Origin of the sequence: Pseudomonas kermanshahensis, from assembly GCF_014269205.2 — a bacterium.
GTDB classification, from domain to species: domain Bacteria; phylum Pseudomonadota; class Gammaproteobacteria; order Pseudomonadales; family Pseudomonadaceae; genus Aquipseudomonas; species Aquipseudomonas kermanshahensis.
This window is the reverse complement of sequence record NZ_JABWRY020000002.1, coordinates 287,659-301,885: the sequence shown is the minus strand read 5'-3', so window position 1 is coordinate 301,885 and position 14,227 is coordinate 287,659. Positions and strand designations below refer to the sequence as shown.

The following is a 14,227-nucleotide window of genomic DNA, read 5'->3' as shown; positions in this document are numbered from 1 at the left end:
CCAGTGCAACAAACGACCTTTATTCCGCATATCATTCCGTCAGGTAATGATTTGAGCCGCAGAGACCGCTATGTCCAAACGCCTGGTGCCCTCCATGACCGCCCTGCAGTGCTTTGAAGCTGCAGCCCGTCATTTAAGTTTCACCCGTGCCGCCGAAGAGCTGCACCTGACCCAGAGCGCGGTGAGCAAGCAAGTGGCGCAACTCGAAGACATGCTGCGCCACCACCTGTTCCTGCGCATTCGCCGCCGCCTGCAACTGACGCCAGCGGGCAGCCTTTACCTGGCCGAGGTCAACAAGATCCTCACCCAGGTGGACATGTCGAGCCGCTACGTACTGACCTATGGCGAGCAGACCGAGATTTTGAAGGTAGCCACTCAACCGAGTTTTGGCGTGCGCTGGCTGATCCCCCACCTCAAAGGCTTTGGCAAGCGCCACACCAATATCCACCTGGACATCCGTAACGAGATGGAGCCATTCGCTTTGCTGCAAGGCTCGGCGGATGTGGTGTTCTTCTATGGGCAAGGCACCTGGCCGGGGGCGACCTGTGTGGAGCTGTTCCGCGAAGAGGTGGTGCCAGTGTGCGCGCCGGAGCTGTTGGCCGGGCGGGCGCTGGCCGATGCCGGTGAGTTGGCCGAGCTGGTGCTGCTGCAGAGTACGTCGCGGCCAGAGGCGTGGCATGAGTGGTTTCTGGAGCTGGGGCTGCAGAGTGTGAGTGCCTACCATGGGCCGCGGTTCGATACGTTCTATATGGCCTTGAGCGCGGCGCAGGCGGGCTGTGGGGTGGCGCTGGTGCCGCGGTACCTGGTGGCCAAGGAGCTGAATGAAGGCAGCCTGGTCATTGCCTGGAATCATGCGATGAAGAGCGCCGGGGCGCATTACCTGGCGTATGCCGAGCATGCGGCGGAGGTGCCGAAGGTGCGGGCGTTGGTGGAGTGGATTCGCGAGCAGTTGTAGGCTCTAGGGCCTCTTCGCGGGTAAACCCGCGAAGGGGCCCTAAGGTCGATCAAAAAAGGAATGACACTCGCACTTTTTTTCGCTTGTGAGCCATGTGCATTCCCAGCTTTCATGTAAGCGTCCGAACCCAACCAGGAAGCTAGCGATGCCCGCCCACGATTTCGTCAGCCCAGACAGCATCCGCGCGCAGTTCTCTGCCGCCATGTCGCTCATGTACAAACAGGAAGTGCCGCTGTATGGCACGCTGCTGGAGCTGGTGAGCGAAATCAACCAGCAGGTGATGACCCAGCAACCAGAGGTGGCCGAAGCGCTGCGCTGGACCGGCGAAATCGAGCGCCTGGACCAGGAACGCCACGGCGCCATCCGCGTCGGCACCGCCGAAGAACTGGCCACCATCGCCAAACTGTTCGCGGTGATGGGCATGGAGCCCGTCGGCTACTACGACCTCAGCTCTGCAGGCGTACCCGTGCACTCCACCGCCTTCCGCGCCGTGCACGAGCAGTCCCTGCATGTCAGCCCGTTCCGGGTGTTCACCTCGCTGCTGCGCCTGGAATTGATCGACAACCCGCAACTGCGCGAACTGGCACAGGGCATCCTGGCCAAACGCAAGATTTTCACCCCGCGCGTACTCGAGCTGATTGCCCAGCGCGAGCGTGACGGCGGCCTCAGCGCAGCCGACGCCGAGGCGTTCGTGCAGGAAGCGCTGCACACCTTCCGCTGGCACCATGACGCCACGGTAACCGCCGAGCAGTACCAGCAACTGCACGACCAGCACCGTCTGATTGCCGATGTGGTGGCCTTCAAGGGCCCGCACATCAACCACCTGACCCCGCGCACCCTGGACATCGACGCGATCCAGGTCGGCATGCCGGCCAAGGGCATTCCACCAAAGGCCGTGGTCGAAGGCCCGCCCACCCGCCGCCACCCAATTCTGCTACGCCAGACCAGCTTCAAGGCGCTGCAGGAAAAAGTCGCCTTCAGCGGCCAGCAAGGCAGCGAGGGCAGCCACACCGCGCGTTTCGGTGAGATCGAACAACGCGGTGCCGCACTGACGCCGAAGGGTCGCCAGCTGTACGACAAACTGCTTGATGCTACCCGCGCCGCCTTGGGCGGTGTGCCAGCCGAAGCCAATGCCGAGCGTTACAGGACGCTGTTGAGCCAGACCTTCGCCGAGTTCCCCGACGACCTGGCGCAGATGCGTGAACAGGGCCTGGCCTACTTCCGTTACTTCGCCACCGAAAAAGGCCTGGCCGCTCGCGATCACAGCGACCGCCCGACCACCCTGCAAGGGCTGATCGATGCGGGGCATGTGCACTTCGAGGCGCTGGTGTACGAAGACTTCCTGCCAGTGAGTGCAGCGGGGATCTTCCAGTCCAACCTGGGCGATGATGCGCAGGCAGAATACGGCAGCAACGCTAACCGTGAGGCGTTCGAAGCTGCATTGGGGTTGAAGGTGCAGGATGAGCTGGCGTTGTATGCGCAGAGCGAGCGCCGCTCGTTGCAGGCGTGTGCACAGGCGCTGAACCTGGGGTCGATGTAAGGCTTAGGGTCGCATTGGGTCGCGCTGCGGCCCAAGCGTCGGCAGGACCTGCACATCTGGCAGGTCCATCGCAGCCACCTCCGCGTGCAAGAATTCGCTCAAGCGCCGCAACCGCTCGCCACCCGGCCGGGTGCGCGGCCACACCAGGTAGTAATCCATGCCGCTGGGCACCGCCGTTGGCCAGGGCAAGCTCAAACGCCCCTGCGCCACATCCTCGGCCACCATCAGCAAATCCCCCATCGATATCCCATAGCCACGCGCCGCTGCGATCATGCCCAACTCCAGGGTATCGAACACCTGGCCGCCCTTGAGCGACACCTTGTCGCTAAGCCCCATGCGTTCCAGCCATTCGCGCCAGTCACGCTTGTCCACGGTCGGGTGCAGCAGTTCGATGCAGGCCAGCCGACGCTCGTCCCACGGCCCATCATCGAGCAGGTCCGGGGCGCCCACCGGGATCAGCAGTTCGGGAAACAACCGGCGCACTTCCCAATGCGCCGGGAACACGCCATCGCTGAGCAACACGGCGCAATCGAAAGGTTCCTGGTTGAAGTCGACATGGTCGACGTCCATCCAGGCACTGGTCAGCTGCACTTCGTTACCGGGCTGCAGGTGACGAAAACGGCTAAGGCGGGCCAGCAACCAGCGCATGGTCAGGGTAGAGGGCGCTTTCATGCGCAAGATGTCATCTTCGCCGCGCAAGGTGTCGCAAGCCCGCTCCAGCGCGGCGAAGCCTTCGCGCACGCCGGGCAGCAACACCCTGGCCGCTTCGGTCAATTGCAAGCTGCGGCCGCTGCGCACGAACAGGCGGCAAGCGAAGTGTTGTTCAAGGGTGCGGATATGGCGGCTGACCGCACTCTGGGTAATCGAAAGCTCTTCGCCGGCACGGGTGAAGGAGCTCAGTCGCGCAGCGGCTTCGAATGCGCGCAAGGCATACAACGGTGGAAGCTGACGAGACATTAGGCACCTGCCATGCGGGCTGGGGAACGGATCGCTGACAGCATAAACACATGAGTCAAACTCATGCCAATGATCGTTTTTATCCTTTTGTGCAAAGCTGACCAAAGCCTCAGAATCGCCCTTCGCTCACGGGATCAGGAAAAGGACCACACGCATGCATGTAGCGCCTACCACCGAACTCAAGGCTTTGCTGCGCCTGGCTGGGCCGCTGATCGCCTCGCAGTTGGCGCACATGCTGATGGTGCTGACCGACACCCTGATGATGGCCCGCATCAGCCCGCAAGCCTTGGCGGGCGGCGGTTTGGGCGCTGCGAGCTACTCGTTCGTGTCGATTTTTTGCCTGGGCGTGATCGCCGCGGTCGGCACGCTGGTGGCCATCCGCAAGGGTGCCAACGACATCGAGGGCGTCACACGCCTGGCACAAAGCGGCCTGTGGCTGGCCTGGGGCCTGGCCCTGGTCGCAGCGCTGGTGCTGTGGAACCTGGAGCCGGTGTTGCTGATGTTTGGCCAACAGCCGGAGAACGTCGCCTCGGCCGCCGAATTCCTCACCCTGCTGCCGCTGGCCCTGCCCAGCTACCTGACCTTCATGGCCCTGCGTGGCTTCACCAGCGCGCTTGGCCGCTCGACGCCGGTGATGGTCATCAGCGTGATAGGCACAGTGCTCAACTACCTGCTCAACGTTGCGTTGATCGAAGGCATGTTCGGCCTGCCCAAGCTGGGCCTGATGGGCATCGGCCTGGTCACAGCCGTGGTGTCGCTGGGCATGGCGATTGCCTTGGCCCTGTACATCCGCTGGCATTCGGCCTATGCCGCCTACCCGCTGCGCCAGGGCCTGTCACGCCCTTCCCTGCCGGCCCTGCGCGAGCTGTGGCGGCTGGGCCTGCCGATTGGCGGCACGTACATGGTGGAGGTCGGCCTGTTCGCCTTTGCCGCACTGTGCATGGGCGTGCTCGGCAGCACGGAGCTGGCGGCGCATCAGATCGCGCTGCAGATCGTTTCCACGGCGTTCATGGTGCCCACCGGGCTGTCTTATGCCGTAACCATGCGCGTGGGCTTGTACTACGGCGGCGGCAACCTGCTCGCGGCGCGCAGCGCAGGCCGGGTGGGGATCGGTTTTGGCGGGATGATCATGTTCGCCTTCGCCGCGCTGTTCTGGCTGTTGCCGGATGCCCTGGTGGGGTTGTTCATCGACCGCAACGACCCCGCGTTCGCGGCCATCTACCAACTGGCCGTGCAACTGGTGATGGTCGCGGCCTGGTTCGAGCTGTTCGACGGCATGCAGACCATCGCCATGGGCTCGATCCGTGGGCTGAAGGATGCCAAGACCACCTTCCTGATCGGGCTGTGCTGCTATTGGCTGGTGGGCGCCCCCAGCGCTTGGCTGTTCGCCTTCAACCTGGGAGGCGGCGCGGTCGGGATCTGGTGGGGGCTGGCGTTGGGGCTGGCCTGTGCGGCAGTGGCGCTGACCCTTGGCTTTGAATGGCGGATGAAACGGCTGTTGAGAAAGGCGGGTTTGCCTGACAGGTCTGCACTGCCTGTGTGATTGCCGGGGCTGCTTTGCAGCCCTAGCCGCATTACAGGCTAACCAGATGCGGCGTTCCACAGTCCTGCAAAAACGCCATCAACTCCGCCACCGGCAGCGGCTTGCTGACCAAAAATCCCTGCACCTGGTCACAGCCGAACTCGCGCAACAACGCCATCTGCGCTTCGCTTTCCACTCCCTCGGCAACCACTTCGAGGTTGAGGTTATGCGCCAGGTTGATCATGGCGTGCACCAGCTTGCGGTTCTCCTCGCGCATTTCCATCTCGGCGACAAAGCTGCGGTCAACCTTGAGCAAGGCGATTGGCAGGCTGTTCAAGTGCACGAACGATGAGAAGCCGGTGCCGAAGTCATCCAAGGAAAAACGCACGCCCAAGCGCCCAAGGGCATCCATGGTCTGGCGCACCTGTTCGTTGCGGCGCATGACCGCCGTCTCGGTCAGTTCGAACTCCAGCCAGCGTGCATCGACGCCGTGCTCGATGATCAACCGGCTCAGGGTGGCCAGCAGCTGGCTGTCCTGAAACTGCCTGAAGCTCAGGTTCACCGCCATGTGCAGCGGCGGCAGGCCATGCTCGCACAGCGCCTGCATGTCACGCAGCGCGCGCGATATCACCCAGTAGCCAAGCGGCACGATCAGCCCGCTCTGCTCGGCCAGCGGCACGAACTCGCTGGGCGGCAACAGGCCGCGCTCGGCATGGCGCCAGCGCACCAGCGCCTCGAGGCCAACGATGCGCCCATCGGCCAGGTTCAGCCGTGGCTGGTAATGCAGCTCCAGCTCGTCACGGCGCAGGGCCCGGCGCAGCTCGCTTTCCAGGTCGGCGAGGCTGCGGGCGTTGCGGTTGATGCGTTCGTTGAAGACATGAAAGGTACAGCCCTGGCTACCCTTGGCCTGGCGCATGGCGATGTGCGCATGCCACATCAGCGGGTCGGCGCCGCCCTGCGCCCGGGCGTGAGCCAGGCCCAGGCTGCAGCCGAGCAGCAGGCTTTCGCCGTCGATCCAGTAGGGCTCGGCCAAGGCTTCGATGATGCGTTCGGCCATCCACTCGGCGCGGTTCGGGTCGCGGCGGGTATCGATCAGCAGGGCGAATTCGTCACTGCCCAGCCGGGCCAGCTGGTCGCCGGCCTCCAGTTGCAGCTTGAGCCGTGCCACCACCTGCAGGATCAGCCGATCGCCGCTTTGATGGCCAAGCGCGTCGTTGACGTGGCGGAAGTTGTCCAGGTCGAGGTGGCCGAGGGCCAGGCCACGGCCATCCCCCTCTGCCAGGCGCGTGGTCAGCAAGGCCTGGAAACCCTGGCGGTTGGCAATACCGGTCAGCGGGTCCTGCTCGGCCAGGCGTTGCAAGGTGGCAACCAGCACGCCGCGCTCGCGAACGTGGCGCAACGAGCGGCGCAAGGCATCGGCATTGAGGTGGTCACGCACCAGCCAGTCGCTGACCCCGGTGGGCGCCACTTCAGGCTCGTGATCGAGCAGCACGACCGTGGGCAGCTCGCAGCGGCCGGGGGCTGGCAGCAAGGCCGGGGTGGCCAGGATAACGGCTTGGCGATCGTGGCTGAACAGGCTGTCGACCGACTCCCAGTCAGGTGCGGTCAACAACACCGCGCTGCCGCTCAGTGCCTGCACGCACTCGCGCAACAGCACGGCCCATTCCGGCTCATCAGCCAACAGCAGCAAACGCAACGGTTCGACAGGCGTGGACAAGCGGGCTCCTTAGGGCATGGGCGGGTGCAACGGCAGAGGCCAAGTATGCCACTGCATGAATGAAAATGATTTACGCTTTTATATATGTAGGCAACGACACATTTCGTCGTGCATCGTGCGCGAAACCAGGCCAACCGGCAAATAGGATTTTTTCGGTGAATAGCATGAGCCTGACTAATACTTATGCACTGATAAAAGTCTGACTCAGACGTCAGACGGTCGCGCCATTACCGGCCCATGCCTGTTAGAATGCGCGGCTATTTTCTGGCGACCCCCGGTTTCTAGCATGTCCCGACTCAATCCCCGGCAACAGGAAGCCCGAGACTACGTCGGCGGCCCTCTTTTGGTGCTCGCCGGTGCAGGTTCCGGCAAGACCAGCGTCATCACGCGCAAGATTGCCCACCTCATCCAGAACTGCGGCATCCGTGCCCAGTACATCGTGGCGATGACCTTCACCAACAAGGCCGCGCGCGAGATGAAGGAGCGGGTCGCCACCTTGCTGCGCCCGGGGGAAGGCCGCGGCCTGACGGTGTGCACCTTCCACAACCTGGGTTTGAACATCATCCGCAAGGAGCACGACAAGCTGGGCTATAAGCCAGGCTTTTCGATCTTCGACGAGTCCGACATCAAGGCGTTGCTGTCGGACATCATGCAGAAAGAGTATTCCGGCGACGACGGCATCGACGAGATCAAGAACATGATCGGTGCCTGGAAGAACGACCTGATCCTCCCGCCCGAGGCCTTGGAAAAGGCCCGCAACCCGCGCGAACAGACCGCTGCCATCGTCTACACCCACTACCAGCGCACGCTCAAGGCGTTCAACGCGGTGGACTTCGACGACCTGATCCTGCAGCCGGTCAAGCTGTTCCAGGAACACCCCGAGGTGCTGGAGCGCTGGCAGAACCGCGTGCGCTACCTGCTGGTGGACGAATACCAGGACACCAACGCCAGCCAGTACCTGCTGGTGAAAATGCTGATCGGCATGCGCAACCAGTTCACCGTGGTGGGCGACGATGACCAGTCGATCTACGCCTGGCGTGGCGCGCGGCCCGAGAACCTGATGCTGCTCAAGGAGGACTACCCCTCCCTGAAGATCGTCATGCTCGAGCAGAACTACCGCTCCACCAGCCGCATCCTGCGCTGCGCCAACGTGCTGATCGCCAACAACCCACACGCGTTCGAGAAGCAGCTGTGGAGCGAGATGGGCGTGGGCGACGAGATCCGCGTGATCCGCTGCAAGAACGAGGAAGCCGAGGCCGAACGCGTGGCCATGGAAATCCTTACCCTGCACCTGCGCACCAACCGCCCGTACAGCGACTTCGCCATCCTTTACCGCGGCAACTACCAGGCCAAGCTGATCGAACTGAAGCTGCAGCACCACCAGGTGCCGTACCGCCTTTCAGGTGGCAACAGCTTCTTCGGCCGCCAGGAGGTCAAGGACCTCATGGCCTACCTGCGCCTGCTGGTAAACCCCGACGACGACAACGCCTACCTGCGCGTGATCAACGTGCCGCGCCGGGAAATCGGCTCCACGACCCTGGAAAAGCTCGGCAACTACTCGACCGAACGCGGTATCTCGATGTACGCCGCCAGCGAAGAGCTGGGCCTGGGCGAGCACCTGGACGCCCGTTACACCGAGCGCCTGCAGCGCTTCAAGCACTGGCTGGACGGGGTGCGCCACAAGGTGGCGCTGGATGACCCGATCGCCGCGCTGCACGAGATGATCCGCGACATCGACTACGAGAACTGGATCCGCCAGCAAACCGCCAGCGACAAGGCGGCGGAGTTCCGCATCAGCAACGTCTGGTTCCTGGTCGAAGCGCTGAAAAACACCCTCGAGAAGGACGAAGAGGGTGACATGACCATCGAGGACGCCATCGGCAAGCTGGTGCTGCGCGACATGCTTGAGCGCCAGCAGGAAGAGGAAGAAAACGCCGAAGGTGTGCAGATGATGACCCTGCATGCCTCCAAGGGCCTGGAATTCCCTTACGTGTTCATCATGGGCATGGAAGAAGAGATCCTTCCGCACCGCTCCAGCATCGAAGCCGACACCATCGAAGAAGAACGCCGCCTGGCCTACGTGGGCATTACCCGCGCGCGCCAGACCCTGGCCTTCACCTTTGCGGCCAAGCGCAAGCAGTACGGCGAGATCATCGACTGCACCCCGAGCCGGTTCCTCGACGAACTGCCGCCGGACGATTTGGCCTGGGAAGGCCTGGACGATGCGCCCGTCGAAGTGAAAGCCGCGCGTGGCAACAACGCACTGGCCGATATTCGGGCAATGCTCAAACGCTGATCAACCCTTACTCTTTAACCGTTGCCGCTGTTGCGGCCACCTTTGCTACATCGAGGAAAACCACAGTGGAAGCACTGCATCAGAAGATTCGCGAAGAAGGCATCGTGCTTTCCGATCAGGTTCTTAAAGTCGACGCGTTTCTCAACCACCAGATCGACCCTGCGCTGATGCAGTTGATCGGTGACGAGTTCGCCCGCCTGTTCGCCGACGCCGGCGTGACCAAGATCGTCACCATCGAAGCCTCGGGCATCGCCCCGGCGGTGATGACTGGCCTGAAGCTGGGCGTGCCGGTGATCTTTGCGCGCAAGCACCAGTCGCTGACCCTGACCGAGAACCTGCTGACTGCCTCGGTGTACTCCTTCACCAAGCAGACCGAGAACACCGTGGCCATCTCGCCGCGCCACCTCAACAGCAGCGACCGCGTGCTGGTGATCGACGACTTCCTGGCCAACGGCAAGGCGTCGCAGGCACTGATCTCGATCATCAAGCAGGCCGGCGCCACCGTGGCCGGCCTGGGTATCGTCATCGAGAAGTCGTTCCAGGGCGGCCGTGCCGAGCTGGACAGCCAGGGCTACCGCGTTGAATCGCTGGCCCGGGTGAAGTCGCTGGAAGGCGGTGTGGTCAGCTTCATCGAGTAAGCCTGTACCGGCCCCATCGCCGGCAAGCCGGCTCCCACAGGTACTGCACAAGGCGCGGCCTCGTGAAGTTCCTGTGGGAGCTGGCTTGCCGGCGATGGGCTGCAAAGCAGCCCCGGCAATCTTCAGGGCGCCGCCAACCCTGCCAGCAAAAGCCGCTGATACAACTCTTCCTTCAATCCCTGCGGAGCGTCCAGCCCCATCCGCTTCAGGTGCCCCTCATACCCCTCCGGCCCCGGCGCATCCAGCGCGGCCTTCCCCAGCTCCAGCGCCTCGCTCAGCCTGAACTTGCTCTTCAACCAGTTCAGCGCCCGCAGCAAGTCCCGCTCCTCAGCCGTGAAATCAGTCCCCAGCGGATACTCCGGAAACAACCCTGCATGCCGTGCCCGGATAGCCTCGAGCCGCTCCGGCGTATTGTCAGTGAAGCGGGCTTCCAGCTCGAAATCCTTGGCCAGCTTGCCGGCCTGCTTGGCCTGCGCCATCAGCTCGCCCTGGAAGCGTGAGTCACTGACCGCCAGCAGCCGCGCAATCACCTCACTGTCCGTCTGCCCACGCAAATCGGCGATGCCGTACTCGGTTACCACGATGTCACGCAAATGCCGGGGAATGGTGCAGTGGCCGTACTGCCAGAGCAGGTTGGACGTCACCTGCCCGCCCGCCTCACGCCAACTGCGCAGCAGCAAAATCGAGCGCCCACCCTCCAGCGCGTGGCCTTGGGCGACGAAGTTGTACTGCCCGCCCACGCCGCTGAGCACACGGCCATCCTCCAGCTGGTCGGCAACCCCCGCGCCGAGCAAGGTCATGGTGAACACGGTGTTGATGAAGCGGGCATCCCGACGTTGGCGGCGTTTCAGTTCCTCTTGGCCATACAGCTCGTTGATGTAGCTGATCCGCGTCATGGCAAAGCGTGCGCGCTGCTCCAGCGGCATTTCGCGCAAGCGTTGGTAGAACGCCCGCGGGCCAAGGAAAAACCCGCCATGCACCAGCACGCCCTGCTCGTCCGCCGGGCGCCGCACCACGCCTGCCTCGGCCAGCGCCAGCAGGCCGTTGACGAACATCTCGCTGCAACCGTAGAGGCCTTGGGCGAAGGCATCCAGCCCCCCTTCGCGCTCGATCAGGGCCTGCCACGGGCCGGCATCCAGTTCATCCATCAAGGCCCGGTAGCCGGCGTTGTCGCCCTGCCTGGCCAGCAACGCGGCGGCTACGGCATCGCCCATGGCGCCAATGCCGATCTGCAAGGTGCCGCCATCGCGCACCAGGGTGCTGGCGTGCAGGCCAATGCAGTGGTCCTGGGTGTTGACCGGCATGTTTGGCGTAGAGAACAGCCGACGTTGCTCCACCTCGTCAATCAGCAGGTCGAAGGCGTCGATGCTCAGCTCCGCATCACCCGGCATGTAGGGCAGTTCGGCATGAACCTGCCCGAGCATGAGAATGGTCTCGCCGGCCGCGCGGCGCTTGGCGATCATCGGCAGCAGGTCGAGGGTGATGTCGGGGTTGCAGGCCAGGCTCAGGTGCACGGGCTTTTCTGGCGTGGCAGCCACCAGCTGGGCAATCAGGTTCAGGCCCTTGGCGTTGATGTCGCGAGCGGCGTGGCTGTAGTTGCTGCTGATGTAGTCCTGCTGGGCAGTCTCGCTGTGCAGCAGGCTGCCGGGCTGCATGAAGAACTGCTCGACGCGGATGTTCGGTGGCAGGCAGTCGTTGCGCAGGTCGGCGAGGTAAGTGAGCTCTTCGTAGTCGGCAAAAACACGCTCGACGAAGGGCTCGAGAAAGCGCCGCTGCAGGCCATCACCCAGTGGCGGGCGGCCGAGGCTGAGGGCGGTGTAGATCGTCAGGCGACGTTCGGGCAGGTCGCGCACTCGGGCGTACAGGGCGTTGACGAAGGCGTTGGGTTTACCAAGGCCCAGTGGCAGGCCCATGTGGATATGGGCCGGCAGGCGTGACAAGACCTGCTCGACAGCCTGATCGATGGCGCAGAGGTGCATCTTGGCCTCCTGAGTCTTCCATGGGGTCAGGGGTTGGACATGGGATATGGCGGGTTGGTTGCCTGTGCGGGCCTCTTCGCGGGGCAAGCCCGCTCCCACAGGTACACCGCAGCATTCAAAGACTGTGAGGTCCGTGTGGGAGCGGGTTTACCCGCGAAAGGGCCGGCACAGCCAGCACAAAAACAAAGCCCGCCATCAACGGCGGGCCTCGTGCAATTCAGCTGTTACTCACAACCCCGACATCTTCTTGATCGCCCCTTTCAGGTCATCATCCGAGCAATCAGCGCACGTGCCTTTAGGCGGCATGGCGTTGATGCCGGTAATGGCCTTGGCCAGGATGCCATCCAGGCCGCCCTGGTGGTCGGCGCGTTCTTTCCACGCGGCGGTATCGCCGATTTTCGGCGCGCCGAGCAAGCCGGTGCCATGGCAGGCATTGCAATGCTTGGCGATGATGTCGTCTGGCGTCTTGGCACCGCCGCCGCCTGCCGCCGCGGCCACTTCCATGCCCTTGCACTCCTGGCCTTGGACGCACACTTGGCCAACCGGCTCCAGGCGCTTGGCGATGTCGTCGTTGGTCGCAGCGGTTGCGCTCATTGCCCAGAGGGCGAATACGGCTGCTGGTACGGCCAGCATCTTCTTGATTTGGTTCACGCGTACACCCTCATGGTGGCTAATCACGCTCGCGGCCACGGGTCGGCGAGCGTTGAAAAGTATAGCGGGAACCCAGAGACCGTGAAACGACCCTACACAGGAAAGGGGTATTGCCGAATCAATGCACTGCGCTGGATCAAAAGTTTGAAGGCGTCGCCGCGCTGATCAGCCGGGCAGGCGCGTCGAAGGGGTTGCGAAAGCGGTGCGGGCGGGTGCTTTCGAAGTAGTAACTGTCGCCTTCTTCGAGGATGAACACCTCGTTGCCGACCACCAGTTCAAGCCGGCCTTCGAGCAGGATGCCGGTCTCTTCGCCGTCGTGGGTGAGCATTTCGGCGCCGGTGTCGGCACCCGGTGGGTAAACCTCGGTGAGAAACGCGATGGCCCGGTTGGGGTGCGACTTGCCCACCAGTTTCATGGTCACCGCGCCGTCCGAGATATCGATCAGCTCATCGGCCTTGTAGACGATCTGCGTCGGGCTCTCGACAGCCAGTTCGACCGAAAAGAATTCGACCATCGACATCGGAATGCCGCTCAACACCTTGCGCAGCGAACTGATCGAAGGGCTGACGCTGTTTTTCTCGATCATCGAGATGGTGCTGTTGGTTACGCCCGCGCGCTTGGCGAGTTCACGTTGTGACAGGCCCTTGAGCTTGCGGATGGCTTGCAGTCGTTCGCCGACGTCCAAAGCTGGAGCCTCCTGAAACGGGTAGAAATAGGGGTGGATGTGAACGATATCATGGCAATGCCGTTCAGTATTTACAACACACCACCCCTCAAGCTGTCCGCTTCAGCGTCTCATTCGTCGCACTTACTCACCGCAGTAGTCTTTCGGCACCCGCTTCAGGTTGCAGAAGATCTGGTAGGGGATGGTGCCGGCCTGCGCAGCCACTTCGCTGGCCAGCACCTGCTTGCCCCACAGCTCTACCGGGCTGCCGATGTTAGCCTCAGGCACATCGGTCAGGTCGATGCAGAGCATGTCCATCGAGACCCGGCCGATCAGCTGGGCGCGCTTGCCGGCGACCATCACCGGGGTGCCATTGGGGGCTTGGCGCGGGTAGCCATCGGCGTAGCCCATGGCAACCACGCCGACACGGGTCGGCCGCGGGCTGGTGAACTTGGCGCCGTAGCCAACCGGCTCACCGGCGGGCAGTTCGCGCACGCTGATGACGCGCGATTGCAAGGTCATCACCGGTTGCAGGCGTTGCGCCTCGGCCTGGGCGACTTCGAAGGGGGTGGCGCCATACAGCATGAGGCCTGGGCGTACCCAGTCGCCGCCAGCTTGTGGCCACGCCAACACGCCGGGCGAGTTGCGCAGGCTGCACTCGGCGGCCAGGCCCTGACGCGCAGCCTCGAACACCGCGATCTGCTCGGCGGTGGCGTCGGCGTCCAGTTCGTCGGCACGGGCGAAGTGGCTCATCAGTACGATGCGCACCACCTTGCCGCTGGCCAGCAGGCGCTGATACGCCTCGTGGTAATCCTTGGGGTGCAGGCCGACGCGGTGCATGCCGCTGTCGAGCTTCAGCCAGATCGTCAGTGGCTTGTGCACCTGGGTCTTTTCGATCGCTTCGAGTTGCCACAGCGAATGCACCACGCACCACAGGTCGTGCTCGGCGATCAGCGCCAGCTCGCTGGCCTCGAAAAAACCTTCGAGCAGCAAAATGGGGGCTTTGATGCCCGCGGCGCGCAGCTCCAGGGCTTCTTCGATGCAGGCCACGGCAAAGCCGTCGGCTTCGGCTTCCAGCGCCAGGGCGCAACGCACCGCGCCATGGCCGTAGGCATCGGCCTTGATCACGGCAAGGGCTTTGGCGCCGGTCAGTTCACGGGCGAGGCGGTAGTTGTGGCGCAGGGCCTGGAGGTCGATCAGGGCGCGGGCGGGACGCATGGCGGCATGCCTTATGGTGGTTCAGTTTAAAAACAGTGTCTGCTTCTTCGCGGGCAAGCCCGCTCCCACAGGTACTGCACAGTGTTCGAT

Annotated in this window: 11 protein-coding genes; 5 read left to right on the top strand and 6 right to left on the bottom strand. The window is 63.4% G+C overall.

The genetic code is table 11. The features are described 5' to 3' along the window. The first annotated feature begins 70 nt into the window (after positions 1-70). Positions 71-955, top strand: coding sequence for a LysR family transcriptional regulator (locus HU764_RS25835; protein ID WP_186703078.1), 885 nt, complete (start codon positions 71-73; stop codon positions 953-955). A 145-nt stretch (positions 956-1,100) separates the two neighbouring features. Beyond that, positions 1,101-2,495 (top strand): 2-oxoadipate dioxygenase/decarboxylase HglS, encoded by a 1,395-nt coding sequence (hglS, locus tag HU764_RS25830; protein WP_186703077.1) that lies wholly within the window; start codon positions 1,101-1,103, stop codon positions 2,493-2,495. A 3-nt stretch (positions 2,496-2,498) separates the two neighbouring features. Here the strand turns inward: hglS and HU764_RS25825 are convergent, their stop codons facing one another. Then, on the bottom strand, positions 2,499-3,452 hold the full coding sequence (locus tag HU764_RS25825) for a LysR substrate-binding domain-containing protein (RefSeq protein WP_027592180.1): 954 nt from the start codon (positions 3,450-3,452) through the stop codon (positions 2,499-2,501). Positions 3,453-3,606: 154 nt separating this feature from the next. Here HU764_RS25825 and HU764_RS25820 point away from each other — a divergent pair, with 154 nt between their 5' ends. Further along, positions 3,607-4,995 carry a NorM family multidrug efflux MATE transporter gene (locus HU764_RS25820; RefSeq protein WP_027592179.1) on the top strand — a complete coding sequence of 463 codons (1,389 nt, stop codon included), beginning with the start codon at positions 3,607-3,609 and terminating at the stop codon, positions 4,993-4,995. Positions 4,996-5,026: 31 nt separating this feature from the next. Here HU764_RS25820 and HU764_RS25815 read toward each other — a convergent pair whose 3' ends face one another. Continuing rightward, the gene (locus HU764_RS25815) at positions 5,027-6,691 is read right to left on the bottom strand and encodes a putative bifunctional diguanylate cyclase/phosphodiesterase (RefSeq protein WP_186703076.1); all 1,665 of its coding nucleotides are present in this window, start codon (positions 6,689-6,691) and stop codon (positions 5,027-5,029) included. A gap of 286 nt (positions 6,692-6,977) precedes the next feature. Between HU764_RS25815 and rep the strand changes: the two genes are divergently transcribed. Together rep and HU764_RS25805 are read left to right on the top strand one after the other, a co-directional pair. Beyond that, positions 6,978-8,987, top strand: a complete 2,010-nt coding sequence (gene rep / locus HU764_RS25810) for a DNA helicase Rep (protein WP_099430788.1) — start codon at positions 6,978-6,980, stop codon at positions 8,985-8,987. A 65-nt stretch (positions 8,988-9,052) separates the two neighbouring features. Beyond that, positions 9,053-9,625: a xanthine phosphoribosyltransferase gene (locus tag HU764_RS25805; RefSeq protein ID WP_003253535.1), complete on the top strand. Its 573-nt coding sequence runs from the start codon at positions 9,053-9,055 to the stop codon at positions 9,623-9,625. A 122-nt stretch (positions 9,626-9,747) separates the two neighbouring features. Here the strand turns inward: HU764_RS25805 and HU764_RS25800 are convergent, their stop codons facing one another. The 4 genes from HU764_RS25800 to alr all read right to left on the bottom strand — a co-directional run bounded on the left by HU764_RS25800 (position 9,748) and on the right by alr (position 14,137). After that, complete coding sequence (locus tag HU764_RS25800) at positions 9,748-11,604, bottom strand: acetyl-CoA hydrolase/transferase C-terminal domain-containing protein (protein WP_186703075.1); 1,857 nt, start codon at positions 11,602-11,604, stop codon at positions 9,748-9,750. A gap of 228 nt (positions 11,605-11,832) precedes the next feature. Continuing rightward, positions 11,833-12,237: a c-type cytochrome gene (locus HU764_RS25795; RefSeq protein ID WP_033693936.1), complete on the bottom strand. Its 405-nt coding sequence runs from the start codon at positions 12,235-12,237 to the stop codon at positions 11,833-11,835. A gap of 154 nt (positions 12,238-12,391) precedes the next feature. Further along, entirely contained in the window at positions 12,392-12,940 is a 549-nt protein-coding gene (locus tag HU764_RS25790) for a cupin domain-containing protein (RefSeq protein ID WP_027592174.1), read from the bottom strand. Positions 12,941-13,063: 123 nt separating this feature from the next. Further along, the gene (alr, locus tag HU764_RS25785; RefSeq protein WP_186703074.1) at positions 13,064-14,137 is read right to left on the bottom strand and encodes an alanine racemase; all 1,074 of its coding nucleotides are present in this window, start codon (positions 14,135-14,137) and stop codon (positions 13,064-13,066) included. Positions 14,138-14,227 lie beyond the last annotated feature (90 nt).

Bases quoted from the DNA above. Each gene is read 5' to 3' on its own strand.
- HU764_RS25820 (WP_027592179.1), top strand. From the start codon at position 3,607: ATGCATGTAGCGCCTACCACCGAACTCAAGGCTTTGCTGCGCCTGGCT.
- HU764_RS25795 (WP_033693936.1), bottom strand. From the start codon at position 12,237: ATGCTGGCCGTACCAGCAGCCGTATTCGCCCTCTGGGCAATGAGCGCA.
- HU764_RS25835 (WP_186703078.1), top strand. From the start codon at position 71: ATGTCCAAACGCCTGGTGCCCTCCATGACCGCCCTGCAGTGCTTTGAA.
- HU764_RS25800 (WP_186703075.1), bottom strand. From the start codon at position 11,604: ATGCACCTCTGCGCCATCGATCAGGCTGTCGAGCAGGTCTTGTCACGC.
- alr (WP_186703074.1), bottom strand. From the start codon at position 14,137: ATGCGTCCCGCCCGCGCCCTGATCGACCTCCAGGCCCTGCGCCACAAC.
- rep (WP_099430788.1), top strand. From the start codon at position 6,978: ATGTCCCGACTCAATCCCCGGCAACAGGAAGCCCGAGACTACGTCGGC.
- HU764_RS25825 (WP_027592180.1), bottom strand. From the start codon at position 3,452: ATGTCTCGTCAGCTTCCACCGTTGTATGCCTTGCGCGCATTCGAAGCC.
- hglS (WP_186703077.1), top strand. From the start codon at position 1,101: ATGCCCGCCCACGATTTCGTCAGCCCAGACAGCATCCGCGCGCAGTTC.